The 23,739-nt window shown below is 70.6% G+C and carries 29 protein-coding genes; 8 read left to right on the top strand and 21 right to left on the bottom strand.

The annotated features are described in order from the left end of the window. Positions 1 to 86: 86 nt before the first annotated feature. From pyrH to rpsB, 3 genes are all read right to left on the bottom strand, one after another. A complete protein-coding gene (pyrH, locus tag QM517_RS03520) occupies positions 87 to 806 on the bottom strand; it encodes a UMP kinase (RefSeq protein ID WP_077051617.1) in 720 nt (239 codons plus the stop codon). 115 nt (positions 807 to 921) lie between these two features. Beyond that, positions 922 to 1,749 carry a translation elongation factor Ts gene (gene tsf, locus QM517_RS03515; RefSeq protein WP_077051618.1) on the bottom strand — a complete coding sequence of 276 codons (828 nt, stop codon included), beginning with the start codon at positions 1,747 to 1,749 and terminating at the stop codon, positions 922 to 924. Positions 1,750 to 1,880: 131 nt separating this feature from the next. Next, entirely contained in the window at positions 1,881 to 2,786 is a 906-nt protein-coding gene (rpsB, locus tag QM517_RS03510) for a 30S ribosomal protein S2 (protein WP_077051619.1), read from the bottom strand. 315 nt (positions 2,787 to 3,101) lie between these two features. Here rpsB and QM517_RS03505 point away from each other — a divergent pair, with 315 nt between their 5' ends. Then, the gene (locus QM517_RS03505) at positions 3,102 to 3,614 is read left to right on the top strand and encodes a M23 family metallopeptidase (protein WP_283285245.1); all 513 of its coding nucleotides are present in this window, start codon (positions 3,102 to 3,104) and stop codon (positions 3,612 to 3,614) included. 35 nt (positions 3,615 to 3,649) lie between these two features. On the opposite strand, the gene QM517_RS03500 is transcribed toward QM517_RS03505, so the two are convergent. The 10 genes from QM517_RS03500 to QM517_RS03455 form a co-directional block, all read right to left on the bottom strand. Next, a complete protein-coding gene (locus tag QM517_RS03500; protein ID WP_283285243.1) occupies positions 3,650 to 4,270 on the bottom strand; it encodes a DUF3060 domain-containing protein in 621 nt (206 codons plus the stop codon). A 61-nt stretch (positions 4,271 to 4,331) separates the two neighbouring features. Then, positions 4,332 to 5,234, bottom strand: a complete 903-nt coding sequence (locus QM517_RS03495) for a tyrosine recombinase XerC (RefSeq protein WP_283285241.1) — start codon at positions 5,232 to 5,234, stop codon at positions 4,332 to 4,334. A 103-nt stretch (positions 5,235 to 5,337) separates the two neighbouring features. Then, positions 5,338 to 6,495, bottom strand: a complete 1,158-nt coding sequence (gene dprA, locus QM517_RS03490) for a DNA-processing protein DprA (RefSeq protein WP_283285239.1) — start codon at positions 6,493 to 6,495, stop codon at positions 5,338 to 5,340. Continuing rightward, a complete protein-coding gene (locus QM517_RS03485) occupies positions 6,492 to 8,015 on the bottom strand; it encodes a YifB family Mg chelatase-like AAA ATPase (protein ID WP_283285238.1) in 1,524 nt (507 codons plus the stop codon). The genes dprA and QM517_RS03485 overlap by 4 nt, the downstream gene beginning before the upstream one ends. Then, complete coding sequence (locus tag QM517_RS03480) at positions 8,012 to 8,374, bottom strand: YraN family protein (protein WP_283285237.1); 363 nt, start codon at positions 8,372 to 8,374, stop codon at positions 8,012 to 8,014. Before QM517_RS03480 ends, QM517_RS03485 begins: the two co-directional genes overlap by 4 nt. A 93-nt stretch (positions 8,375 to 8,467) precedes the next feature. After that, on the bottom strand, positions 8,468 to 8,791 hold the full coding sequence (locus tag QM517_RS03475) for a DUF2469 family protein (RefSeq protein WP_022878868.1): 324 nt from the start codon (positions 8,789 to 8,791) through the stop codon (positions 8,468 to 8,470). Between the two features lie 73 nt (positions 8,792 to 8,864). Beyond that, the gene (locus QM517_RS03470) at positions 8,865 to 9,518 is read right to left on the bottom strand and encodes a ribonuclease HII (protein ID WP_283285234.1); all 654 of its coding nucleotides are present in this window, start codon (positions 9,516 to 9,518) and stop codon (positions 8,865 to 8,867) included. After that, entirely contained in the window at positions 9,515 to 10,258 is a 744-nt protein-coding gene (gene lepB, locus QM517_RS03465; RefSeq protein WP_283285233.1) for a signal peptidase I, read from the bottom strand. Before lepB ends, QM517_RS03470 begins: the two co-directional genes overlap by 4 nt. 193 nt (positions 10,259 to 10,451) lie before the next feature. Then, a complete protein-coding gene (gene rplS, locus QM517_RS03460; RefSeq protein WP_076491715.1) occupies positions 10,452 to 10,799 on the bottom strand; it encodes a 50S ribosomal protein L19 in 348 nt (115 codons plus the stop codon). Positions 10,800 to 10,957: 158 nt separating this feature from the next. Next, entirely contained in the window at positions 10,958 to 11,449 is a 492-nt protein-coding gene (locus tag QM517_RS03455) for an MFS transporter permease (protein WP_077051627.1), read from the bottom strand. 172 nt (positions 11,450 to 11,621) lie between these two features. On the opposite strand from QM517_RS03455, the gene map reads away from it, so the two are divergent. Further along, positions 11,622 to 12,404, top strand: coding sequence for a type I methionyl aminopeptidase (gene map, locus QM517_RS03450; RefSeq protein WP_283285232.1), 783 nt, complete (start codon positions 11,622 to 11,624; stop codon positions 12,402 to 12,404). Between the two features lie 86 nt (positions 12,405 to 12,490). Here the strand turns inward: map and trmD are convergent, their stop codons facing one another. From trmD to rpsP, 4 genes are read right to left on the bottom strand one after another with little or no spacing between them, the layout of a single operon-like run. Further along, a complete protein-coding gene (gene trmD, locus QM517_RS03445) occupies positions 12,491 to 13,180 on the bottom strand; it encodes a tRNA (guanosine(37)-N1)-methyltransferase TrmD (RefSeq protein WP_283285230.1) in 690 nt (229 codons plus the stop codon). A gap of 1 nt (position 13,181) precedes the next feature. Then, complete coding sequence (rimM, locus tag QM517_RS03440) at positions 13,182 to 13,829, bottom strand: ribosome maturation factor RimM (protein WP_283285228.1); 648 nt, start codon at positions 13,827 to 13,829, stop codon at positions 13,182 to 13,184. Beyond that, positions 13,829 to 14,059 (bottom strand): RNA-binding protein, encoded by a 231-nt coding sequence (locus QM517_RS03435; RefSeq protein ID WP_278101820.1) that lies wholly within the window; start codon positions 14,057 to 14,059, stop codon positions 13,829 to 13,831. The genes rimM and QM517_RS03435 overlap by 1 nt, the downstream gene beginning before the upstream one ends. 5 nt (positions 14,060 to 14,064) lie before the next feature. Continuing rightward, positions 14,065 to 14,481, bottom strand: coding sequence for a 30S ribosomal protein S16 (rpsP, locus tag QM517_RS03430; protein WP_077051632.1), 417 nt, complete (start codon positions 14,479 to 14,481; stop codon positions 14,065 to 14,067). A gap of 189 nt (positions 14,482 to 14,670) precedes the next feature. Between rpsP and QM517_RS03425 the strand changes: the two genes are divergently transcribed. Beyond that, positions 14,671 to 15,834 carry a glutamate--cysteine ligase gene (locus QM517_RS03425; protein WP_077051633.1) on the top strand — a complete coding sequence of 388 codons (1,164 nt, stop codon included), beginning with the start codon at positions 14,671 to 14,673 and terminating at the stop codon, positions 15,832 to 15,834. A 49-nt stretch (positions 15,835 to 15,883) separates the two neighbouring features. Beyond that, entirely contained in the window at positions 15,884 to 16,606 is a 723-nt protein-coding gene (locus tag QM517_RS03420) for an SGNH/GDSL hydrolase family protein (protein WP_283285225.1), read from the top strand. Between the two features lie 25 nt (positions 16,607 to 16,631). On the opposite strand, the gene ffh is transcribed toward QM517_RS03420, so the two are convergent. Then, entirely contained in the window at positions 16,632 to 18,176 is a 1,545-nt protein-coding gene (gene ffh / locus QM517_RS03415; RefSeq protein ID WP_283285222.1) for a signal recognition particle protein, read from the bottom strand. Between the two features lie 145 nt (positions 18,177 to 18,321). Further along, on the bottom strand, positions 18,322 to 18,867 hold the full coding sequence (locus QM517_RS03410; protein ID WP_077051636.1) for a TetR/AcrR family transcriptional regulator: 546 nt from the start codon (positions 18,865 to 18,867) through the stop codon (positions 18,322 to 18,324). A gap of 64 nt (positions 18,868 to 18,931) precedes the next feature. On the opposite strand from QM517_RS03410, the gene lipB reads away from it, so the two are divergent. From lipB to QM517_RS03390, 4 genes are all read left to right on the top strand, one after another. Next, positions 18,932 to 19,570, top strand: coding sequence for a lipoyl(octanoyl) transferase LipB (gene lipB, locus QM517_RS03405; protein ID WP_077051637.1), 639 nt, complete (start codon positions 18,932 to 18,934; stop codon positions 19,568 to 19,570). Continuing rightward, positions 19,567 to 20,601, top strand: coding sequence for a lipoyl synthase (gene lipA, locus QM517_RS03400; protein WP_077051638.1), 1,035 nt, complete (start codon positions 19,567 to 19,569; stop codon positions 20,599 to 20,601). The genes lipB and lipA overlap by 4 nt, the downstream gene beginning before the upstream one ends. Before the next feature lie 169 nt (positions 20,602 to 20,770). Continuing rightward, positions 20,771 to 21,946, top strand: a complete 1,176-nt coding sequence (locus tag QM517_RS03395) for an inorganic phosphate transporter (RefSeq protein ID WP_077051639.1) — start codon at positions 20,771 to 20,773, stop codon at positions 21,944 to 21,946. Further along, positions 21,943 to 22,272, top strand: coding sequence for a hypothetical protein (locus QM517_RS03390; protein ID WP_077051640.1), 330 nt, complete (start codon positions 21,943 to 21,945; stop codon positions 22,270 to 22,272). Before QM517_RS03395 ends, QM517_RS03390 begins: the two co-directional genes overlap by 4 nt. A 21-nt stretch (positions 22,273 to 22,293) precedes the next feature. Here QM517_RS03390 and QM517_RS03385 read toward each other — a convergent pair whose 3' ends face one another. Beyond that, positions 22,294 to 22,794, bottom strand: coding sequence for a DUF2004 domain-containing protein (locus tag QM517_RS03385; protein WP_077051641.1), 501 nt, complete (start codon positions 22,792 to 22,794; stop codon positions 22,294 to 22,296). Between the two features lie 70 nt (positions 22,795 to 22,864). Continuing rightward, positions 22,865 to 23,737 carry a signal recognition particle-docking protein FtsY gene (ftsY, locus tag QM517_RS03380; protein ID WP_283285216.1) on the bottom strand — a complete coding sequence of 291 codons (873 nt, stop codon included), beginning with the start codon at positions 23,735 to 23,737 and terminating at the stop codon, positions 22,865 to 22,867. Positions 23,738 to 23,739 lie beyond the last annotated feature (2 nt).

The following is a 23,739-nucleotide window of genomic DNA, read 5'->3' as shown; positions in this document are numbered from 1 at the left end:
GCGGGGGTTCTTTGTTCCGAATTGTTTTAAACGTGGGGTCCCTGTTTTGGCGCGGGGGGGCCGGCACCCGGGGCCCGCGCCGCGCGTCACGAAGTGACGAGCGTACCGATGGTCTCGCCGAGCAGGGCGCGGGTGACGTTGCCGGCGGGCTCCATGCCGAACACCCGCATGTCCATCCCGTTGTCCATGCAGAGGCTGAACGCGGTCGAGTCCACGACCTTCAGACCCTTCTGCAGCGCGTCGCCGTAGGTGAGGTGGTCGAGCTTCGTCGCGGACGGGTCCACGCGCGGGTCGGCCGTGTAGACGCCGTCGACGCCGTTCTTGGCCACGAGCACCTCGGACGCACCGATCTCGAGCGCACGCTGCGCGGCGACGGTGTCGGTCGAGAAGTACGGCAGGCCGGCACCCGCGCCGAAGATCACGACGCGACCCTTCTCCATGTGCCGCTGTGCACGGCGGGGGATGTAGGGCTCGGCGACCTGGGTCATCGAGATCGCGGACTGCACGCGCGTGGCGGCCCCCGCCTGCTCGAGGAAGTCCTGCAGGGCGAGGGCGTTCATCACGGTGCCGAGCATGCCCATGTAGTCGGCGCGGCCGCGGTCCATGCCGCGCTGGCTGAGTTCGGCGCCCCGGAAGAAGTTGCCACCGCCCACGACGATCGCGATCTCCACGCGATCCACCGCCTCGGCGATCTCCCGGGCGATCTGGCTGACGACGTCGGGGTTGACCCCGAGCTGTCCCCCACCGAAAGCCTCACCGGACAGTTTGAGCAGAACGCGGCGGCGCCGGGTCGCTTCATCGATCACGTGTCATGTCCTCTCGTCGGGTTCAAACTATCTCCCCCGCCGACGCGACCGATACGCCACGCGCGCAGGGAAAAGGCCCGGGATGCCATGGCATCCCGGGCCTTGTCATCGGTGCTTACGCGCCGACCTTGAAGCGGGCGAAGTCGGTCAGGGTGAGACCGGCGTCGGACGCGACCTTCGCGACGGACAGCTTGTTGTCCTTCGCGTAGTCCTGGTCGAGCAGCGCGACCTGCTTGAAGAACGCGTTCACGCGGCCCTCGACGATCTTCGGCAGCGCGGCCTCGGGCTTGCCCTCGTTGCGGGAGATCTCGGTGACGATCTCGCGCTCCTTCTCGACGTCGGCCTCGGGCACGTCGTCACGGGTGAGGAACGAGGGGTTGGCGAAGGAGATGTGCTGCGCGATCGAGCGAGCCGTCTCCGCGTCGTCGCCGGTGTAGGCGAGGACGACGCCGACCTGCGGCGGGAGGTCCTTGCTGGTCTTGTGCAGGTAGACCTCGAACTTGTCGCCGCGGATGGTGCGGACGCGACGGAGCTCGACCTTCTCGCCGATGATCGCGGCCTCGTCCGAGATGAGCTGCTCGACGGTCTGGCCGTCGGCGTCGGCGGCGAGGGCGGCCTCGACCGAGTCGGCACCGGCGGCGGCAGCCGCGGCGACGACCTTGTCGGCCAGCGCGATGAAGCGGTCGTTCTTGGCGACGAAGTCGGTCTCGCAGGCGAGCTCGAGCAGCGTCACGGCGCCCTCGGTCTCGCGGGCGGTGACGAGACCCTCGCTCGTGGAGCGGTCGGCGCGCTTGGCGTTGCCCTTCGCGCCCTTGAGGCGCAGGATCTCGACGGCCTTCTCGACGTCGCCGTCGGCCTCTTCGAGCGCCTTCTTGGTGTCGACCATGCCGGTGCCGAGCTGCTCGCGCAGGGCCTTGATGTCGGCGATCGTGAAGTTTGCCATGGTGTGGCGTCTCCTAAGTCGTTGGTGGTTCTGATGTGAGCTCGGCGGGGCCGCGCGCACCCCTGGGGGCGCGTACGACCCCGCCGGATCGTAGCCTGTGCGGGTGACGCCGCGGTGTCGCGGCGGCGCGCTTACTTGCTGTCGGTGGCCTCGGCGTCGGCGACCTCGGCGGTCTCCTCGCCGGACTCGGCGGCGACGGCCTCGTCGTGGGCCTCGGCGCCGGCGGCGTCGTCAGCGGACTCGGTCGCGGCCTCGACGGCCTCTGCACCGGTCTCGGCGGGGGTCTCGAGCAGCTCGCGCTCCCACTCGGCGAGGGGCTCGGCGGCCTCGTCCTCACCGGCGGGCTGGTGGCGCTGGATGAGGCCCTCGGCGGCGGCGTCGGCGATGATGCGCGTGAGCAGGCTCACCGAGCGGATCGCGTCGTCGTTGCCGGGGATCGGGTACTGGAACTCGTCGGGGTCGGCGTTGGTGTCGAGGATGCCGATCACGGGGATGCCGAGCTTCTTGGCCTCGTCGATGGCGAGGTGCTCGCGCTTGGCGTCGACGACCCAGATCGCCGAGGGGGTCTTCTGCAGGTTGCGGATACCACCGAGCGACTTGTGCAGCTTGTCGAGCTCGCGCTTCTTGAGCAGGAGCTCCTTCTTGGTGAAGCCGCTCTCGGCCGGGTTCTCGTAGTCGAGCTCCTCGAGCTCCTTCATGCGAGCGAGGCGCTTGGAGACGGTCGAGAAGTTGGTGAGGAGGCCACCGAGCCAGCGCTGGTTCACGTAGGGCTGGCCCACACGGGTCGCCTGCTCGGCGAGGACTTCCTGCGCCTGCTTCTTGGTGCCGACGAAGAGGATGGTGCCGCCGTGCGCGACGGTCTCCTTGACGAACTCGTAGGCCTTGTCGATGTACGACAGCGACTGCTGGAGGTCGATGATGTGGATGCCGGAGCGCTCGGTGAGGATGAAGCGCTTGACCTTCGGGTTCCACCGGCGGGTCTGGTGTCCGAAGTGAACGCCGCTGTCGAGCAGCTGGCGGATGGTGACGACGGCCATGGTCGTACTCCTGTTCTGAGGCGCTCTCGCGCCGTGGTTGCGGTTGTTTCGCGCCGATCGAGGGACCGGCGAGCCTGGTGCCCGGCGCACACCCGCCTTCCGCCGGAGCGGAGGACCGTGGGGTGTGGATGCCGCGCGGTGCGCTGACCCGGGGGCCAGTGCGGTGCGCTGTGGGCACGCGGAGTCATCCCGATGTACGAGATGCGTCCTCCAGCATACAGGACACCTCCTCCCCACGAGGTCCGATCCGCGCCCCGCCCACCGAACGGGGGATGCCGCGTACCGGCTCGTCGTCGCGCCGGGCACGCTGCACTCATGAGGACTCGTTTCACCGGTCGGCTGTCGCGGATGTCGGCATCCATCGCGGTCCTGCTGCTCGCCCTGGGCACCACCGCGGCGGATGCCGCCGAGCGCGACCCGCTCGCGGACCGGGGCTGGGCGTGGCCGGTCGCGGTGGTGCGGGTGGTGCGTCCGTTCGAGGCGCCCCCGGGCCCGTACGCCGCGGGCCATCGCGGCGTGGACCTCGGCGACGTCGAGCGCGTCCGCTCCCCCGCTCCCGGACGGGTGGCGTTCACGGGAGAGGTGGCCGGGCGCCCCGTCGTCACGATCGACCACGGCGACGGCCTCGTGACGACGTTCGAGCCCGTCACGACGGTGCTCGGCGTGGGAGTTCCCGTCGCGCGCGGCGACCCGATCGGCGAGGTGGCGGCGGGCGGCCACGTCGCGGGTGGTGCGGTGCACTTCGGTGTGCGGTGGAACGGCGAGTACGTCAACCCGCTGCGGTTGCTGGGCGGGGTGCCCCGCGCCGTGCTGCTGCCGTGCTGCTGAACGTCGGTCCCTGCCGTGATCCGCGGCGGATGGGATCAGCCGACGCTGTTGCCGCGCCCCTCGACCGTGCTGGTGCCGATCCCACCGCCGGCCGTGACGACGCTGTCCTGCCCACGGAGGACGAGGGTGCCGAGCGCTCCCCCGGTCGAGATCGTCGCGCGGTCGCCGCTGAGATCGAGGCGGCCGAGTGTGCCGCTCACGGTGAGCGATGTGTCGTTGCCCTGCACGGTGGCGTCATCGACCGCAGAGGCCGTGACGCGGAGGCGATCCCCCGACATCGTCAGCGTGGCGATGGTGGCGGCGCTCGCGTCGACGGTGATCGCGGAGCCAGACACGGTGAGTCGGGTGCAGGTGCCGTCGACGCGGACGGAACGCTCGGATCCGGTCACCGTCGCGGCGCCCCCGTCGCCGCACGCGGTGACCGACGCGTCTCCCGGTGCGACGGATGCGCTCGTCCCGGGGGCAGGAGTCGTGGGCGTCGCGTCGGTGGGCGTGCCGCTCGGAGTCGGGTTCGCGCTCGGGGCGGCGGAGGTTCCGGATGCCGCCGGCGGAAGCCGGGTCACGACCGGCTGGGGTGCGAGACCGCAACCGGCGAGCAGCGTCAGCGAGAGGAGGACCCCTCCCGTCGCCCAGACGAGTCGAGCACGATGCGCCACGGCTCTACGCTACGACCGCCGCCCGTCGCGCGCCACGACGGCGTGCGGCGTGTGCGACATGTCAGGCACGGGGGTGCGCGAGCCGGTAGGCCTCGCGGAGTCGCTCCGCGGAGACGTGGGTGTAGATCTGGGTGGTGCCGAGGCTGGCGTGCCCGAGGATCTCCTGCACCGATCTCAGATCGGCCCCGCCGTCGAGCAGATGCGTCGCGGCCGAATGACGGAGGGCGTGGGGGCCGAGGGATTCCGCCCCCACCGCCGGCCCGACGACACGGGAGACCAGGGAATGCACGGTGCGGGGTCCGAGACGGCAGCCTCTGGCGCCGACGAACACGGCCGCGTCGATATCCTCCGCGCGCGCCCGGAGGGCGGGCCGGCCCCGAACGAGGTAGGCGTCGAGGGCCCGTGCGGCCGGGGCGCCGTACGGGACGACGCGCTCCTTGTCGCCCTTGCCCCGCAGGCGCAGTGTGCGCCGTTCGTGGTCGACGTCGTCGACGTCGAGGCCGCAGATCTCCGATACTCGCGCGCCGGTGCCGTACAGCAGCTCCAGGAGCGCGTGATCGCGCAGGGCCACCGGGTCGCCCGTCTGCGCGGCCGCCTCCATTCGCGAGAGCAGTCCCTCCAGCGCGGGCGCGGTGGCGACGGTCGGGAGTGTGCGCCCGCGTTTGGGAGCCACGAGACGTTGGGCGGGATCGGCGTCGATCACGCCCTCCTCGCGTGCCCACGCCAGGAACCCCTTCACCGTGGAGGTCCTCCGCGCGGCCGTGGCCTTGCTGAGGCCCGAGGTGGTGGCATCCCACTGCCACTCGCGGAGCGCCTCGACGTCGATGTCGCGCATCTCGGGATCGCCCGAGGCGCGCGTGAGGTCCGCGAGATCGGAGCGGTAGGCGCGCACCGTTGCCGGTGAGAGCCGCCGCACGCTGCCGAGGTGGGAGAGGTACCCCTCGACCGCTTCCGAGATCCGCATGCGTCAAGACTGCCCCCGACGCCGACGGGCGGTGCGCAGGACGCGCGCGCCGCCACCGACCTGCCCGCCCCGGGCGGCGGGCTGCCTCCGCCGAGCTCGATTCTCACCGGCTCGGCCGCGACGATCGCCACAGGCCGTCCTCCGACCGCGCGGCGCGCCCGTCGAGCTCCGCGAGTCCGAGCAGGGCTCGAGTATCCGACTCCGAGAAGCCCGCGCGCCGGGCGATCTCGTCGACGCTACGGCCGGTGCGCGGCGACAGCGCGTCGATCAATCGGCTGCTCTCGTCGGTGCGGCCTTCCGCGTTCTGACGAGGTGGGACGGCCGCGCCGAGCATCTCCCGCACATCCTCGGCGGAGGTGACGCACACGCCGCCGAACTCCCGCAGAACGCGATGGCTGCCGGCCGAGGCCGCGCTGGTCACGGGACCGGGCACGGCACCGAGCGCGCGCCCGAGCTGGGCGGCATGCGCCGCCGTGTTGAGGGAGCCGCTCCGATGGCCCGCCTCCACCACGACCACCGCATCGGCCGACGCGGCGATCAACCGGTTCCGGGAGAGGAAACGCCATTTGGTCGGAGCCGCGCCGCAGGGCGTCTCGCTCACGACGCAGCCGGTTGCAGCGATGCGCGAGAGCAGACCCTCGTGTCCCCGCGGGTACGACCGGTCGACGCCGCCCGCGAGGAACGCGATCGTCGTCCCGTCGACCGACAGAGCGGCACGATGCGCCGCGCCGTCGACGCCGTAGGCGGCCCCGGACACGATGGCCACCCCGGATGCGGCGAGATCGGCGGCAAGGTCGGCCGCCACGGCCTCCCCGTACGGAGTCGCCGCGCGCGCGCCGACGATCGCCACCGTCGAGGTGTCGATGAGCCGCCCGGGGTCGCCTTTGACCCACAGGCCGTGCGGCGCATGGACGCCGAGGTCGTCGAACCGTCGGGGCCAGCGGGGGTCGGACGGAACGAGGAACGCAGCCCCCGTCCGGCGCCCCGCCTCCAGCGCACCGCGAACGGCAGCGCGGTCGGCCCGCGGACGCCATCGCGCTCGGCCCGCACTCCACTCGTCATCGTCGTCGGCGTGCGCGATCCGGAGAGCGGCCTCCGCGCCGAACCTCGCGATGAGGTCTCCCGCCACCCCGTCGCCGGGTTCGGCTAGGACCGTCCAGCACGCTCGCGCGTACGCCTCCGCCCTGTCGACGGCATTCGCCAGGCCCAGCCCGGCCATCGCGGCATCTGCTGCGGCCCGTCCCATATCGCCGCCGTTCACGCGACGCTCCCCTGCCGGAGGAAGAGCGCGCGCCCCACGTCCTCTGCCCGGAGCCGGTCGTGGCCCGCGATGTCGGCGACGGTCCACGCCACGCGCAGAAGACGGTCGTACCCGCGCAGGGTGAGGGAGCCGCGCCGGAGGGCCGTGTCGAGTGGACGCAGCACCGCCGGATCAGGGGCGGCCGCGCCCCGCAGCCACGTTCCCGGGACGTCGGCGTTGCGACGCCACGGAGTCGCGGCCCAACGGTGCGCGGCGCGTTCGCGCGCCGACGCCACGATCGCGCGGGCGTCTCGCGTGGTCACGGCCGGCGCCGCGTCCGACCGGCGCGCGTCCGACACGCGCTGCAGACGCAGGTCGAGGTCGATGCGGTCCAGCAGCGGCCCGGAGAGCCGTCGCGTGTACCGACGGATCGCCTGCGGCGCGCACTCGCACACTCCTCCCGGCACGCCGTGCTGCCCGCACGGGCACGGGTTCGTTGCGACGACCAGTTGGAACCGCGCGGGGAACGTCGCCGACACCCCGGAACGGTGCAGCTGGATCACCCCGCTCTCGAGCGGCTGACGCAGAGCGTCCAGCACGGAGGCCGGGAACTCTCCCCCTTCGTCGAGGAAGAGCACACCCTCGCTGGCGCGGGCGATGGCGCCAGGGCGCACGACCCCCGAGCCTCCTCCGATCAGCGCCGCCGCGCTGGCACCGTGATGCGGGCTCTCGAACGGCGGTGTCCGACTCAGACGCGTCACGACCTGTCCCGAGAGGGAACGCACGGACGCGACCGACAGCGCCGCCTCGTCGTCGAGATCGGGCAGGATGCCGGGAAGCCGACGCGCCAGCATGGTCTTCCCCGCGCCCGGCGGCCCACTCATCAGCAGGTGATGGCCGCCGGCGGCCGCGACGACCAAGGCGTCCACGGCATCCGGTTGTCCGAGGATGTCGGCCAGGTCGAGGGATTCTCCGCGGTCGACGGGAGGCTCCTCCGCGAGCACCGGCAGCAGATCAGGCGCCTCGCTGAGACCGCCGTGCCAGCGCACGACCTCCGCCAGGCAGGTCGCGGCGCGCACCTCGATGCCCTCGACGAGCTGAGCCTCGGCGGCATTCGCCGCGGGCACGACCACGCGCGATCGCCCGGCACGGTGCGCCGCGAGGACCGCCGGCAGTACCCCCGGGACGGGCCGCAGACGCCCATCCAGACCGAGCTCGCCGATGTGCACGGTGTCGGCGACGCGGGCGGCATCCATCATCCCCGTCGTCGCCAGAGCGGACACCGCGATCGCGACGTCGAACGCCGACCCGCGCTTCGGAAGGCTCGCGGGCGACAGGTTGACCGTCAATCGGCGCTTGGGGAGTTCCAAACCCCGGTTGGTGCAGGCGTTCCGCACTCTCCGGACCGCCTCGCCGAGCGCCTTGTCCGGCAGCCCGATGATCGCGAACTCCGGTGTCTGGGGCGACAGGTCGGCCTCGACCTCGACGAGATCGCCCCGCACCCCGGTCAACGCCACCGCCCACGTACGCGCGACGGTCACAGCGCATCCTCGAGGTGCTCGAGTCGCGCGGTTCGCGGGTCGGCGCCGATGAGGGCGATCGCGTCGATGCGCAGACTCCGTCGCCGGGCCTCCTCCGGATGCACGGCGATCCACGCCATGGCCAGTCGCCACAGACGCGCGGCCTTGCGCTTGTCGATCGCTTCGAACGGGTGCCCGAACGCTTCACTCGTCCGGCTCTTCACCTCGACCACGACGAGCGTTCCCGCGGTCTCGGCGACGATGTCGATCTCGCCCTGCGGGCACCGCCAATTGCGGTCGAGGATGCGGAAACCGTTCGCGGTCAGGTGGCGGGCGGCCCGTTCTTCACCGGCTCGCCCGAAGTCGTCTTTCGCTGCCATGCCCGAGAGCGTGGCATCCGGGCTTCATGCCCCGACGGGCCGGAACCGCGATCCGGGGACGGCCCGGCGACTCGGGCTCCTGGGGAGGAACCGTCAGCTGTCGAGCGAGAGCTCTTCGGGCAGCTGGAAGTCGCGACGCGAGAGCTCCTCGACGTTGACGTCCTTGAACGTCAGCACACGCACCGACTTCACGAAGCGGTCGGCACGGTAGATGTCCCACACCCACACGTCGGTCATCGAGATCTCGAAGTAGAAATCGTGCTCGGTGTCGCGGCGGACGACATTCACGTCGTTGGCGAGATAGAACCGGCGTTCGGTCTCGATCACGTACTGGAACTGCGAGACCACATCGCGGTACTCGCGGTACAGGGCCAGTTCGAGTTCGCGGTCGTAGTCCTCGAAGACGTCGTCATCCATGGTCCTCCCATCCTAGGCGCGTTGCGCGCCGGCGCCGACCGTGCGACGGCCGGGCGACCACCACCCGCGCGTGTCAGAACAACGTCGGCGCCGGGGCGATCGCCCATGAACGCCGGTGGTGCACGCTCATGCCGTGCAGGCCGATCGCCTCGCGATGGTCCAGGCTCGCGTAGCCCTTGTTGCGCGCCCACCCGTACGCCGGCAGCTCGTCGTGCAGGCCGACCATCACGGAGTCGCGCGCGACCTTCGCGATGACGGATGCCGCCGCCGCGCTCGCGCAGTCCCGGTCGGCCTTGATGACCGGCTTCACGCGCAGGCCGCTCTCCCCCGCCGGAGTGATGTAGTCGTGGTTGCCGTCGAGGATCACCAGCGCATCCTCGGGGATGACACCGTGCGCGCGGAGATCGGCGATCGCCCGCACCGCCGCGAGACCGAGGGCGCGGATGATGCCGATCTCGTCGATCTCCTCGGAGCTGGCCCAGCCCACCGCGCTGTGCTGCACGAAAGCCGCCGCGCGGGCGGCCACATCGGGACGGCGCGCCTCGGGAACCAGCTTGGAGTCACGGAGCCCCGCGGGGACGCGCTTCCGGGACCGCGAAGGATCGATGACCGCCGCCCCCACCGCGACGGGACCCGCGAGGGCACCGCGACCGACCTCGTCGCACGCGATGATCAGCGCGTGCTCCTTCAGCAGACGCCGCTCCAGGGTGAGGGTCGGCTCGATCACGGCGCGGACTCCGGCGCCGGCACCCCCGCGAACACGTCGTGGTGGAAATCGATCGTGCCGAACCGGTTGAACGGCCAGGTGATGAGGAACGCACGGCCCACCACGTTGTCGATCGGCACGAAACCCTTCCCGGGCTGGTCCTGGTTGAAGCGGGAGTCCTTCGAGCTGTTGCGGTTGTCACCGAGCACCCACAGCGAGCCCGCGGGCACGGTGATGTCGTACGGAACCGGCGACGGGGCCGCCGCGCCCGGCGCGAGCTTCACGTACGGCTCGACCAACGGCACGCCGTTGACCTCGGTCTGCCCGAGGGCGTTGCAGCACACCACGTGATCGCCGGGGGTTCCGATGACGCGCTTGATCAGGTGGTCATCGCTGTCGGGTGCCGACAGGCCCACGAGCGACAGCACCCAGTCCGTGGCCTCGACGAGGGGCGGGCGTTGCTCCTTGACCGTCGCCGGCAGCCACCCGCCCGGGTCGCGGAACACCACGACGTCGCCGCGGGCGTAGTCGCCGAAGCGGGGCGTCAGCTCGTCGACGAGGATCCGGTCGTTCACGAGCAGCGTGTCGTTCATCGACGCGGACGGGATGAAGAACGACCTCACGACGAACGTCTTCACGAGGAAGGAGACCACCAGCGCGATCAGCAGGATCACCACGACGTCGCGCAAGAAGGTCAGCGCCCCGCGGCGTCGACGCGCGGTCGTGGCCGGGGCCGGAGGGGATGCGGTCTCGTCGCTCATGTTGATCCTTCGCCGGGCTCACCGCACACCGGAAGACCGCCCGACAAGCCTCGCACATTACGTCGCCCCCGCCGAACGGCACACGGCAACGAACCGGTATGAATGCGTGACCGTCGCGGCATCCGGATGCCGTCACGGCCGCGGAAACGGCGAACGCCCCGCGACGGATCGCGGGGCGCTCGAAGAGGCGGACTCAGCGGTCGCGCTTCTCCTTGATCTTGGCCTTCTTGCCACGCAGGTTGCGCAGGTAGTAGAGCTTCGCGCGTCGCACGTCACCACGGGTGACGACCTCGATGTGGTCGATCACGGGGCTGTGCACGGGGAAGGTGCGCTCGACACCGACCTGGAAGCTGACCTTGCGGACGCAGAAGGTCTCGCGCACGCCGTCGCCCGAGCGGCCGATGACGACGCCCTGGAAGACCTGGATACGCGAGCGGTTGCCCTCGGTGATGTTGACGTGCACCTTGACGGTGTCGCCGGGGCCGAAGACGGGGATGTCGGAGCGCAGCGAAGCCGCGTCGACGGAGTCGAGGATCTGCATGATCATCACTTCCTGCGACCGCCACAGGTCGATCGCACGATAAAGGGGAAAAGGTGAGGCGTGCCCGAGGCCGCGGATGCGGCGGACTCCCCTGAGGCAGAGTCTGTCAGGGCACAAACGCCTATTCTGCCACGGACGGACACGCCGACCAAACCGGCTCAGGACGCGGCGGGCTTCTCCGTGATGACGATGACGTCACCCTCGACGCGGGGACGCGGCTGTTCGCGCGTCGGCGGGATGTAGCCGGTGCCGTCGGTCGTGTGCAGGAGGGCGACCCCCGCCCGCGCCTCGTTCCACATCTGGGCCAGCGACGACCACAGCAGGACGAACGCCCCGACCACGCTCAGGACGAGCAGGGGGAAGAAGATCCGCGAATCGTAGAGCCCGAGCGCGATGACGACCACCTGCCACAGCCCGATGCCGACGACGTCGCGCCACGACGCGGCGCGCTCCAGGCGGACCGTGCCGCGGCCGCGGACGAGGAGCGCCACGAGGGTCTGCGTCACGAAGACCGCGGGGGCCGCGATGAAGAGCCACAGCAGAGCCCACCCGCTGCCGCCGCCGAACACGATCCACCCGACGAACAGCCACAGGGGCAACAGGAAGGCGGCCGGGAAGAGCCAGCGGAGGAAGAAGCGGCGCAGCACCATGGACCGATGGTACGGGTGTGAGTTGTGCGGCTGCTTTGAACCGCGACGCGCCCGCTCGCCGTGGGTCGCGGCGGGGCTCGGACCGTCCGGGAATCGCGGCTGCAGCCGCACGGCGCGAGCGGCGGACGGTCGCGATCGGCGAGAATGGAGGTTCGAGGAAAGGGAACCACCGATGATCGAACTGCGCACCCCGGCCGAGATCGACGCCATGCGCCCGGCCGGCAGATTCGTCGCGGAGGTTCTGGCGACGTTGCGCGATGAGACGAAGGTCGGCACGAACCTCCTGCACCTCGACCGTCGCGCGCACGACATGATCCGCGCCGCCGGAGCGGAGTCCTGCTACATCGACTATCACCCGTCGTTCGGGGCCAGCCCGTTCGGCAAGGTGCTCTGCACCTCGATCAACGACGCGGTGCTGCACGGTCTCCCCCACGACTACGCGCTGCGCGACGGCGACCTGGTCTCTCTCGACTTCGCCGCCTCCGTCGACGGGTGGGTCGCCGACTCGGCCGTCTCGTTCGTCGTCGGCACCCCGCGCGACGAGGACCTGGCGCTCATCGACACCACCCAGCGCGCCCTGGCCGCCGCGATCGACGCCGCGACCGTCGAGCACAAGATCGGCGACATCTCCGCCGCCGTCGCCGCGGTCGCGCGCGCCGAGGGACTCCGCATCAACACGGACTTCGGCGGGCACGGAGTCGGGCGCACCATGCACGGCGACCCGCATGTCGCCAACGACGGCAAGGCCGGCCGAGGTTACCCCCTGCGGGCCGGTCTCGTGCTCGCCCTCGAGCCGTGGTTCCTGCAGACCACCGACGAGCTGGTCACCGACCCCGACGGGTGGACCCTTCGCAGCGCGGACGGCTCGCGCGGCTCGCACTCCGAGCACACGGTCGCGATCACCGCGGACGGCCCCATCGTGCTCACCGACCGGTCATTCCTCGGCGTCGACTGACCGCCGGGGCGTGGCATCCCGATCCGGATGCCACGGGCCCCCGCCAGCCGCGCAACCCACCACGCAGGGCAGGCCGACGGCGACGCTCAGTCAGCGAGGAGGTCGGGACGACGCTCGCGCGTGCGCTCGAGCTGCTGGTCGCGACGCCACGTCGCGACGGCGCCGTGGTTGCCGCTCAGCAGCACCGGCGGAACCTCGCGGCCGCGCCAGGACGCGGGCTTCGTGAAGGACGGGTACTCGAGCAGTCCGTCCTCGTGCGACTCCTCGATGAGGCTCTCAGGGTTGCCGACGACGCCGGGGATCAGACGCCCGATCGCCTCGACCATCGCCATGACGGCCACCTCGCCGCCGTTGAGGACGTAATCGCCCAGGCTGAGCAGCCGGACGCGCCCGAGGTCGGCGGCGTAGTCGAACACGCGCTCGTCGATTCCCTCGTACCGGCCGCACCCGAAGACCAGATGCTGCTCCGTCGAGAGCTCCCGGGCGATCTTCTGCGTGAAGCGCTCCCCCGCCGGCGACGGGAAGACGATCACCGGTGCCACCTCGGCATCCCGCGTGACGTCGTCGAGAGCCTCGCCCCACGGCTCGGGCTTCATGACCATTCCGGCGCCGCCGCCGTACGGGGTGTCGTCCACCGTGCGATGACGGTCGTGCGTGTAGTCGCGGAGATCGTGCACACGGACGTCGAGCAGCCCGCTCTGCCGAGCCTTGCCCAGCAGAGACACCTCGAGCGCGTCGAAGATCGTCGGGAAGATCGAGACGACGTCGATGCGCACGTCAGCCCTCGTGGGAGTCGGCGGCCTCGTCGGAGTCGTCCGGCGCGGACTCCTCCCGCGGGGCGTCGTCGTCTCCGGGGAGCTCTTCGAAGAGCCCGGCGGGGGGCGTGACGACCACGCGACCGCCGTCGACGTCGACCTCGGGAACGATCGCGCTGACGAACGGCACCAGGACGTCGGCGTCCTCGCCGCGCCCGGTGGGACGCACGATCAGAAGGTCTTGCGCCGGGAAGTGGTCGACGCGCACGACGCGACCGATGACGTCACCGTCGCGCACCACGTCGAGCCCCACCAGCTGGTGGTCGTACCAGGCATCGTCCTCGGCCGGAGCCGTCTCGGTGTCCTGGTCGATCCACAGGATCGCCTTGACGAGCTCTTCCGCCGCCGTCCGATCGTCGACACCCTCGAAGAAGGCGACCGGGTGGGAGTTCATCCAGCGGAACTCGCGGACCGTCAGCTCGCGGCCGTGCCACGGCGAGGACTCGGGAACCTGCAGGGTGAAGGTCTTCCCGGGGACGAAGCGACCCTCGGGGTCGTCCGTGTACAGCTCGATCTTGAAGGCACCCTTGAGGCCGTGGGCCTTGACCAGGCGGCCCACACGGAGCTGGGTCTTGGCGGGCTCGGCGCCCGCGGTGTCGCCGGCCGACATCAGTCGTCGGCGACGTCGACGCGGACGCGCTGTCCGTCGGCGAGAGCCGTGATGAGGGTGCGCAGCGCTTTGGCGGTGCGACCGCCGCGCCCGATCACGCGACCCCGGTCATCGGGGTGCACGCGAACCTCCAGCACCTCGCCGCGGGGCGAGGAGGCGGAACGGATGGTGACGGCGTCAGGGTGATCGACGATCCCCTTGACGACGTGCTCGAGCGCGGCGGACAGCACGGGACTTACTCTGCCGAGGTCTCGGCGGCGGCTTCGGGCGCCTCGTCGGCGGCCGGGGCCTCGGCCTTCTTCTCGGCCTTGGGCTTGACGACCGACTTCTTCGCGGCGTCGGCCTCGAAGGCGGCCTTCGGCTCGCGGACCTTGACGGTGGACTTCGCGTCCTTCTCGCCCTTGAAGGTGCCCCAGTCGCCCGTGAGCTTGAGGATGGCGCGCACCTGCTCGGTCGGCTGAGCGCCGACACCGAGCCAGTACTGGGCGCGCTCCGAGTCGACCTCGATGAACGAGGGCTCCTCGGTCGGGTGGTACTTGCCGATCTCCTCGATCACACGACCGTCGCGCTTGGTGCGCGAGTCGGCGACGACGATGCGGTAGTAGGGCGCACGGATCTTGCCGAGACGCTTGAGACGGATCTTGACAGCCACGATTTCTCCTGTGGTGGGAAATGAACGAACCGGTCGCCTGGAGCGTGGGGTGCACACCCGGCGGAAGCTCAAAGAGGAGGACCGGCGCTGGATAGAGGGTCGAGCACCTGGTCCGACCCTCTATTCTGCCAGATGACACGGCGGGTCGCGAACCCACCGGCGGCCGTGTCGTCATGTCAGACTGACCGGATGACGCTCCCGTTCGCCCCGTCCACGCGTTCCTCGGTCGGACTCGAATGGGAACTCATGCTCGCCGACCGCGAGACCGGCGACCTCGTCGGCCGTGCCCCCGAGATCCTCGACCTCGTCGAGGACGCCACGGCGCTCGAGCGCTTCACCGTCACCGGTGAGCTGCTGACCAACACGGTGGAGGTCACGAGCGGCGTCGGCCACACCGTCGCCGAGGCCGTGGACGACATCGCGGATGCCATCGGTGCGCTGCGCGCACAGACCGAGCCGCGCGGCATCGAGTTGCTGTGCGCCGGCAGCCATCCCTTCGCCCAGTGGTTCGAGCAGCACGTCACCGACAAGACGAGGTACCACACGCTGATCGAGCGGACCCAGTGGTGGGGCCGGAACATGATGATCTGGGGCATCCACGTCCACGTGGGCGTCGATGACGTGGACAAGGTCATCCCGATCGTCAACGCGCTGACGGTGTACCTGCCGCATCTGCAGGCGCTGTCGGCATCCAGCCCGTTCTGGGCGGGTGAGCGCACCGGCTATGCGAGCAATCGAGCGCTCGTGTTCCAGCAGCTGCCCACCGCGGGCCTCCCCTGGCAGCTGAAGGACTGGGCCGAATTCGAGAGCTACCTCGACGACATGGTGCGGACGGGCGTGATGGCGGATGCCAGCGAGGTGCGCTGGGACATCCGTCCCGCGCCGCGCTGGGGCACGGTGGAGATCCGCGCGTGCGACGGGATGTCGACCCTCCCGGAGCTCGCCGCGGTCGCCGCCCTGGCGCAGACGCTCGTCGAGCACTTCTCGCGCCTGCTCGACGAGGGCAGGGAACTCCCCGGCATCCCGCCGTGGTTCGCCCGCGAGAACAAGTGGCGCGCCGCGCGGTACGGGTTGGACGCGCGGGTCATCGTGGATCGCCGCGGCACCCAGCGACACGTCGTCGAGCATCTGCGCGAGACCATGGACGAGATCGTCGACATCGCCGCGGAGCTCAAGTGCGCACGGGAGTTCGCGGGCCTCGAGACGATCCTGGCGACCGGCGGGAGCTCCGCCCGGCAGATCGCCGTGGCCGAGGCGGCGGACGGTGATCTGCGCGAAGTCGTGCAGCATCTCGTCCGCGAGTTCCGCGGAGGCCCGACTCTGCGCGAGCACCTCGCCGCGCTGCGGGTGTGACGGCACTCGCGAAGGCGAACACATAGGTTCGCGCCCGTAGGATCACGCCATGATCCCTCGGCGCCGTGTCGCGTTGCCCCTGGTGGCCGCCGTGGCCGCCGGGGGGATCGTCGTCCTCGCCGGCTGCGCGCCCGAGCGGACCGATCCCGTCCAGGCGCTGACTTTCCCGGCCCCGACGCCGGCAGCGGTCGCAGCGCCGAGCGCATCGCTCGCGCCGCTCCGCGTGGTCACCCTCGGCGACTCCCTCATGTCGGGTGCGGGACTGCCGCTGGGCGAGGCGTGGCCCGCCCTCCTCGCCCAGCGCGAAGACGTGTCGCTGACGAACCTGGCCTGCGGCGGCATGGGCTTCGTCGTCACGGGCGAATGCGGCACCGCGTACGCGGGCTTCTCCCCCGCGATCGCCGCCCTGCAACCCGACCTCATCATCGTTCAGTCCTCGAGCAACGACTTCTGGGAGGAGGCCGACGAGATCCGCGCCGACACGGACGACACCATCGTGCAACTGCACGACGCCGCCCCCGGAGCCCGCATCGTCGGCCTCAGCACCATCTGGAACGACGATCCCGACGTACCGGATGACACCGCCACCACCTCGGACGCGCTCCGGGACGCGGTCGACTCCGTCGGCGGAGCCTTCGTCGACGTGGGTCAACCGCTGGTCGGCCACCCGGAGTGGCTCCAGGACGACGACATCCATCCCACGGCGCGCGGACAGAAAGCCATCGAGCAGACCGTCGTGTCGGCGCTCCAGGACGCGGGAGTCCTCCCCTGAGGCAGGCCCGTCCGCCCCGCGGGGGTCAGCCCCGACCGAGCAGCTTCTGCAGTTCGGCGAGGTCTTCCTCGCTCGGCGCCTTCTGACCGCCCAGCCCGAAACCGGACCCCGTCGCGGGGGCGGCCGCGGCGATGCCGGCGTTCTCGGCGGCGCGCTTCGCGGGGTTGCCCGACCGCGAACCCTTCGCCTTCTGCTGCTTCCCGCGCTTCGAGGACGCGCCGGGCTTGCCCCCGATGGGACCCATGCCGGGGATGTTGGGCACCCCGCCGCGCGCGACCGTCTTCATCATCTTCGCGGCCTGCTCGAAGCGCTGCACGAGCTGGTTGACGTCGGTGACGGTCATGCCCGAACCGCGCGCGATGCGCAGGCGGCGCGAGCCGTTGAGCAGCTTGGGGTTCCGGCGCTCGGCGACGGTCATGGAACGGATGATCGCCTCGGTGCGGTCGATCTCGCGCTCGTCGAAGTCCTCCAACTGCTGCTTCATGGAGCCCATGCCCGGGAGCATCCCGAGCATCTTCTTCATGGAGCCCATCTTCTTCATCTGCTGCATCTGCTCGAGGAAGTCCTCGAGGGTGAAGGTCTCGGTCGCGAGCTTCTCGGCGACCTTCATCGCCTCGGCCTCGTCGAAGGCCGACTGCGCCTGCTCGATCAGGGTGAGGATGTCACCGAGGTCGAGGATGCGGGAGGCCATGCGGTCGGGGTGGAAGGGCTCGACGTCGTCGAGACCCTCGCCGGTCGACGCGAAGATGATCGGGCGCCCGGTGACCGACGCGACGGACAGCGCGGCACCACCGCGCGCGTCACCGTCGAGCTTCGACAGCACGACGCCGGTGAAATCGACGCCGTCCTGGAACGCCTTCGCCGTGTTCACGGCATCCTGACCGATCATCGCGTCGATGACGAAGAGCACCTCGTCGGGCTGGGTCGCCGTGCGGATGTCGGCGGCCTGCTTCATCAGCTCGGCGTCGACACCGAGGCGGCCCGCGGTGTCGATGATGACGATGTCGTGCTGCTGGCGCGTCGCGTAGGCGACGCCGTCGCGGGCCACCCTCACGGGATCGCCCACGCCGTTGCCGGGTTCGGGTGCGTAGATCGCGGCACCCGCGCGCTCGGCGACGACCTGCAGCTGGTTCACGGCGTTGGGGCGCTGGAGGTCGCACGCCACCAGGAGGGGCGTGTGGCCGTCCTTCTCGAGCATCTTCGCGAGCTTGCCCGCGAACGTCGTCTTACCCGATCCCTGCAGGCCTGCGAGCATGATCACGGTCGGCGGGTTCTTGGCGAACTGCAGGCGGCGCTGCTGGCCGCCCAGGATGCCGATGAGCTCGTCGTTGACGATCTGCACGACCTGCTGCGCGGGGTTCAGCGCACGGTTGACCTCGTCGCCGAGGGCGCGCTCGCGCACCGCCGCGGTGAACTCCTTGACGACGGGCAGCGCCACGTCGGCGTCGAGCAGGGCGCGCCGGATCTCGCGGACCGTCCCGTCGACGTCGGCAGGGGTGAGCTGCCCCTTCTTGCGCAGATTGCGGAAGGTCTCTGTGAGCCGGTCGGAGAGGGTGCCGAAAGTCGCCATGATGGGACGAGTTTACGCGGCCCCGCCGCAGACCGCCGCCGCGCGCCGGCACATCGTCAGCGATCCGCGCAACCTCAGTCCTCAACCGGCGCGTACGACTGACCTTGCGCGCATCACGGACGATACGACCGCGGATGCCGTGCCCTCACGCCGCGTCGAGCGCCTCGGACAGCGTCTCGGTGAGCGAGCGGTCCGCCGTGTGATCCGCCCACGCCCAGACCGCCGCGAGCACGGCCGCCGACAGCGCCCCCGCTCCGACCTGTGCCGCGAGCGGCGACGCGCCCTCGCGCACCAGCCGCGCGGCCGCCTCGCGCTGCAGACGGAACTGGCGGATCGCGCGATCGCGGTCGAGTTCGGCGCCGATGCCCATGGCATCCGCGTTCACGATCGCCAACGCCAGCGCGTCGGGCGCGAGGCCGTCTCCGATGGCGAGGAACACCTCCCGGACGGAACCGCCCTCGCGGAGATCGCCGACCGCAGCGTCGACCCGCGCGTCGAAACCCGACCAGAGGACGTCGCTCTTCGCCGAGAAGTAATTGAAGAAGCTCGAGCGGCTCACGCCGGCACGGCGCGTGATGTCCGAGACCGACGTCGCGTCGTACCCCTTCTCGAGGAAGAGTTCGCACGCCGCTTCCGACAGCACCTCGCGCGACGAGGCGCGAGGGCGACCGGTGCGGGATTCGGTGGCCATGCCGTCAGCCTAGAGCGCGGGGGGTCATGTATTCTTGGACTCAATCCATAAACAGGGAGCGCTGATGCTCGACATCCTTCGCGCGGGGCTCGCCCCCGACTACGTGCCCTACCTCGACGGCTGGGCGCTCCAGCGCGCGGTGCACACCGACGTGCTCGCGGGCGTCCGCCCCGACACGCTCCTGCTTCTGGAACACGAATCCGTGTACACCGCGGGCAAGCGGACGGAAGCCCACGAGCGCCCCACCGACGGGACCCCGGTGATCGACGTCGATCGCGGCGGCAAGATCACCTGGCACGGCCCCGGGCAGCTCGTCGGCTACCCCATCGTCCGTCTCCCCGAGCCGCTCGACGTCGTCGCCCACGTCCGCCGGCTCGAGGGCCTGCTCATCTCGGCGCTCGCCACGCACGGCGTCGAGGGTTTCCGCGTCGAGGGCCGCAGCGGCGTGTGGGTGCGCCGCCCGCTCGGCGTCGACAAGGTCGCAGCAATCGGCGTACGCGTCGAGAAAGGTGTCACCATGCACGGGTTCGCGGTCAACTGCGACAACACCCTCTCCGGATTCCGGGGCATCGTGCCCTGCGGGATCACGGATGCCGGCGTCACGACGGTGAGCGAGGTCCTCGGGGCCGACGTCTCCCCCGCCGTCATCGTCGACAGCGTCGAGACCGCCTTCCGCGCCGAGTACGCGGCGGTGGCCGCGTGAGCGCCTGCGGGACCGGCAGCGCCGGGGGCGCGGCATCCACCGCCCCGAACGGACGCAAGCTCCTGCGCCTCGAGGTGCGCAACGCGCAGACGCCGATCGAGCGGAAGCCCGAGTGGATCAAGACCAAGGCGCGCCTCGGGCCCGAATACACGGCCCTCCAGAACCTCGTGAAGACCGAGGACCTGCACACCGTGTGCCAGGAGGCCGGCTGCCCCAACATCTTCGAGTGCTGGGAGGACCGCGAGGCGACGTTCCTCATCGGCGGCTCGCAGTGCACGCGCCGCTGCGACTTCTGCCAGATCGACACCGGCAAGCCCGCCGACTACGACACCGACGAACCGCGCCGCGTCGCGGAGAGCGTGACGCGCATGCAGCTGCGCTACGCAACGGTCACCGGCGTCGCCCGCGACGACCTCCCCGACGAGGGCGCGTGGCTGCACGCCGAGACCGTGCGCCGCATCCACGCCGAGAATCCGGGCACCGGCGTCGAGATCCTCGCGACCGACTTCTCGGGCAACCCCGCGTTGCTCGAGGAGGTCTTCTCCTCACGGCCCGAGGTCTTCGCGCACAACGTCGAGACGGTGCCGCGCATCTTCAAGCGCATCCGTCCCGCGTTCCGGTACGAGCGGTCGCTCGGCGTGCTCACCGCCGCTCGCGACGCCGGGCTCATCACGAAGTCGAACCTCATCCTCGGCATGGGCGAGGAGCCCGAGGAGGTCGTCCAGGCCCTCCAGGACCTGCACGACGCCGGGACCGACATCATCACGATCACGCAGTACCTGCGGCCGACCCCGCGGCACCTTCCCGTGCAGCGCTGGGTGAAGCCCGCGGAGTTCGTCGAGTTCAAGGAGGAGGCCGAGCGCATCGGGTTCCTCGGCGTTCTCGCCGGCCCCCTCGTGCGCTCCTCCTACCGCGCGGGACGCCTGTGGGCGCAGTCCATGGTGTCGAAGGGCCGCGAGATCCCGCCGCACCTCGCACACCTCGCGAAGGACATCGCGGCGGCGGACGCGGGCTTCGCGCAGGCCGTGTGAGACGAATCACGCAGGCGGTCTGAGACGCTGCGCGCACGCGACGTGACGACGCAGAGTAGACCTCTGCGCACCCGGGAGGGAAGCACGCTTTCCGTTCGTTTCCGAGGCCTATCCTGACGCGCGGTCATCCGACCGCACGTGGGAAACACCCTCTCGAACGGAGCCCCCGGTGGACCTCGTCGTCCTCATCCCCGTCCTTCTCGTCGTCGCACTGTCGTTCTTCTTCGACTTCACCAACGGCTTCCACGACACCGCGAACGCGATGGCGACCTCCGTCGCCACGGGCGCGCTGAAACCCAAGGTCGCCGTCCTCATCTCCGCGGTGCTGAACCTCGTCGGAGCATTCCTGTCGACGGCGGTCGCCAAGACCGTGTCCGAGGGCATCCTGGCCCAGGACTCCCAGGGTCTGCCCGACATCACAGTCCCCATGATCTTCGCCGGGCTGATGGGTGCGGTGCTCTGGAACCTCCTCACCTGGTGGCTCGGCCTCCCCTCGAGTTCCACGCACGCGCTGTTCGGCGGCCTCATCGGCGCCGCCGTCATCGGCGCGGGTTTCGGTGCCGTCGAGTGGGGCGGCGTCGTCTCCAAGATCGTGCTGCCGGCGCTCCTGTCGCCGTTCATCGCGGGGTCGGTCGCGCTCGTCGCGACGTATCTCGTCTACCGCGTCACGCGGATGGCGACGGTCGCCGGTTCCACCACCGCCTTCCGACACGGGCAGACGGTGTCGGCATCCCTGGTCTCGCTCGCCCACGGAACCAACGACGCGCAGAAGACGATGGGCGTCATCACGCTCACCCTCATCGTGGCGGGGTACCAGGAGACGGGGACCGGTCCGCAGTTCTGGGTCATCCTCGGCGCGGGTCTCGCGATCGCCCTCGGCACCTATCTCGGCGGGTGGCGGATCATGCGGACGGTGGGCAAGCGCATCACCGACGTGAAACCTCCCCAGGGCTTCGCGGCCGAGACGAGTGCGGCATCCACGATCCTCATCTCCTCCACGCTCGGATTCCCGCTCTCGACCACGCAGGTGACCTCGGGCGCGGTGGTCGGATCGGGGCTCGGAAAGAGACTGGCGTCCGTGCACTGGAACGTCGTCGCGCGCATCGCTTTCGCGTGGATCATCACGCTGCCCGCCGCCGCGCTGGTCGGAGGACTCGCGGCCTGGGCCGCCACCGCGGGGACGATCGGTCTGGTCGCCGTCCTGGTCGGAGGCCTCGGTGCGTGCGTCGGACTGTTCCTGCTCGCCCGCCGGAAGCCGGTCTCGGCCGAGAACGTCAACGACGAATCCCTGGATGCCGACCGCGTCGGCCGCGAGGGCACGAACACGCAGGAGGCACGCGCATGAACGGCATTCGGCACACCGCGTCGGCGTCGGCCGGATGGCTCGGCGTGGACTGGGGATCGATCGGACTCGTGTTCGTCGTCGGTCTCGTCGCGACCCTGCTGATCGTGGGGCTCTACACCGCCGGCATCCGGTTGCTGGCGGTGGGGGCGCCCGACATCCGCGTGGGGGCGGACGGCGACCCGGAGGGCCGCGACGCCGTCACGGCCGCGAGGGTCGCGCCGCGCCCCGTGGCGGCCACGATCGGCGGCTACGCGTGCTTCGCCGGTTTCGCGGCCGCGGTGCTCGTGGGGGTCTACCTCGTCATCCCGGCGTTCCACGGGCACTGACGCGGCCGGGGCCCGCGGATCTCAGTCGGCGCTGGTCACCGACTGAACCTGCCCGTCGGAGGCGAGGTTCACCAGCAGGACGTCGTCCGTCGAGTCCGGGTCGAGCGCGTACTCCAGGACCGCGAACGGGTCCGTCCCCCCGTGCTCGTCGGCCAGGATCGTCATGCTCATGAGCTGGAGCGACTTGATGACGTCGATGTGCGTGTCGCCGGACGGGTCGGAGAGCAGGTCGTCGAGCTCGTCGCCCAGGCTCGCCTGCTGCTGCAGGATGTACTCGGTCACCTCGCTCGTGCGGTCGTCGAGCTCGTTGACCATGGCGTTGCGGGCGGCGAGGTCGATCGTCTCGAGCGACGAGATCATGGCCGCGGCGACGTCGAGGGCGTCGATCGAGACGTCGTCCTGATCCGGTGCGGTCAGATCGACGGTGACGCTCTGGTCGCCGAACTCGACGTTCTCCGACCAGAAGATCGACCCGTCGGGGCCCGACTCGAGTAGTCCGAAGAAGTCGTGCTCGATCGCCATCCCCCCATGAAACCAGCCCGACCCCCCTCGCGAAAGGCGACCCGCCAGAGCGACGAGGTGCGGTAGAGGATCAGTCGACGAGCGAGGCGGCGAAAACGTGGGGCGTGAAGCCCGTGAGATCGTTGATCCCCTCGCCCTGGCCGAGGAGCTTCACCGGGATGCCGGTGCGCTCCTGCACCGCCAGGACGAACCCGCCCTTCGCCGACCCGTCGAGCTTCGTCAGGACGAGGCCGGTCACCCCGGCGCTGTCGAGGAAGGCCTGGGCCTGCATGAGCCCGTTCTGTCCCGTGGTGGCATCCAGGACCAGGAGCACCTCGCTGATCGGAGCCTGCTTCTCGATGACGCGCTTGATCTTCCCGAGCTCGTCCATCAGGCCGCCCTTGGTGTGGAGGCGGCCGGCGGTGTCGACGAGCACGATCTCGGTGCCCGTCTCTTTCGCGTGCGCCACGGTCTGGAAGGCGACGGATGCCGGATCCTGACCCTCGTGCTGGGGGCGCACGATCGTGGCTCCCCCGCGCTCGGCCCACGTCGCCAACTGATCGACGGCCGCGGCGCGGAAGGTGTCGGCCGCGCCGACGACGACCGTCCGCCCGTAGCGCTGCAGGAACTTCGCGAACTTGCCGATCGTGGTGGTCTTCCCGACGCCGTTGACGCCCACCACGAGCACCACGGCGGGGCGTTCGGTGAGGCGCAGCGTGGTGTCGAACTTCGCGAAGTGCTCCTCGAGTGTCTCGCGAAGCATGCGCTGCAGGTCGCGCGGATCCGTCGTGCGGTAGCGGTCGACCTTCTCGCGCAGCTCGTCGACGAGTCGCTCGGTCACGTCGGGACCGAAGTCGGCGGTCAGCAGAGCCGTCTCGAGGTCGTCCCACGTGGTCTCGTCGATCGTGGGTTTGACGAACAGCCCGCGCAGCGCGCGGCCGAGCGACCAGGAGTTCTCAGCCATTC

The sequence above is a fragment of the Microbacterium sp. IEGM 1404 genome (genome assembly GCF_030056775.1).
Lineage (GTDB): Bacteria > Actinomycetota > Actinomycetes > Actinomycetales > Microbacteriaceae > Microbacterium.
The sequence above is the reverse complement of the archived record's forward strand: the minus strand, read 5'-3'. Positions and strand labels throughout refer to the sequence as shown.

Coding starts and splice junctions, on each gene's coding strand:
- QM517_RS03410 (WP_077051636.1), bottom strand. CDS start 18,867: ATGGCCACCGAATCCCGCACCGGTCGCCCTCGCGCCTCGTCGCGCGAG.
- rpsB (WP_077051619.1), bottom strand. CDS start 2,786: ATGGCCGTCGTCACCATCCGCCAGCTGCTCGACAGCGGCGTTCACTTC.
- rimM (WP_283285228.1), bottom strand. CDS start 13,829: ATGTCGGCCGGCGACACCGCGGGCGCCGAGCCCGCCAAGACCCAGCTC.
- QM517_RS03420 (WP_283285225.1), top strand. CDS start 15,884: ATGATCCCTCGGCGCCGTGTCGCGTTGCCCCTGGTGGCCGCCGTGGCC.
- QM517_RS03495 (WP_283285241.1), bottom strand. CDS start 5,234: ATGCGGATCTCGGAAGCGGTCGAGGGGTACCTCTCCCACCTCGGCAGC.
- rplS (WP_076491715.1), bottom strand. CDS start 10,799: ATGCAGATCCTCGACTCCGTCGACGCGGCTTCGCTGCGCTCCGACATC.
- map (WP_283285232.1), top strand. CDS start 11,622: ATGATCGAACTGCGCACCCCGGCCGAGATCGACGCCATGCGCCCGGCC.
- QM517_RS03455 (WP_077051627.1), bottom strand. CDS start 11,449: ATGGTGCTGCGCCGCTTCTTCCTCCGCTGGCTCTTCCCGGCCGCCTTC.
- QM517_RS03505 (WP_283285245.1), top strand. CDS start 3,102: ATGAGGACTCGTTTCACCGGTCGGCTGTCGCGGATGTCGGCATCCATC.
- QM517_RS03385 (WP_077051641.1), bottom strand. CDS start 22,794: ATGGCGATCGAGCACGACTTCTTCGGACTACTCGAGTCGGGCCCCGAC.
- lipB (WP_077051637.1), top strand. CDS start 18,932: ATGCTCGACATCCTTCGCGCGGGGCTCGCCCCCGACTACGTGCCCTAC.
- ffh (WP_283285222.1), bottom strand. CDS start 18,176: ATGGCGACTTTCGGCACCCTCTCCGACCGGCTCACAGAGACCTTCCGC.
- QM517_RS03480 (WP_283285237.1), bottom strand. CDS start 8,374: ATGGCAGCGAAAGACGACTTCGGGCGAGCCGGTGAAGAACGGGCCGCC.
- lepB (WP_283285233.1), bottom strand. CDS start 10,258: ATGAGCGACGAGACCGCATCCCCTCCGGCCCCGGCCACGACCGCGCGT.
- ftsY (WP_283285216.1), bottom strand. CDS start 23,737: ATGGCTGAGAACTCCTGGTCGCTCGGCCGCGCGCTGCGCGGGCTGTTC.
- tsf (WP_077051618.1), bottom strand. CDS start 1,749: ATGGCAAACTTCACGATCGCCGACATCAAGGCCCTGCGCGAGCAGCTC.
- QM517_RS03425 (WP_077051633.1), top strand. CDS start 14,671: ATGACGCTCCCGTTCGCCCCGTCCACGCGTTCCTCGGTCGGACTCGAA.
- QM517_RS03390 (WP_077051640.1), top strand. CDS start 21,943: ATGAACGGCATTCGGCACACCGCGTCGGCGTCGGCCGGATGGCTCGGC.
- QM517_RS03475 (WP_022878868.1), bottom strand. CDS start 8,791: ATGGATGACGACGTCTTCGAGGACTACGACCGCGAACTCGAACTGGCC.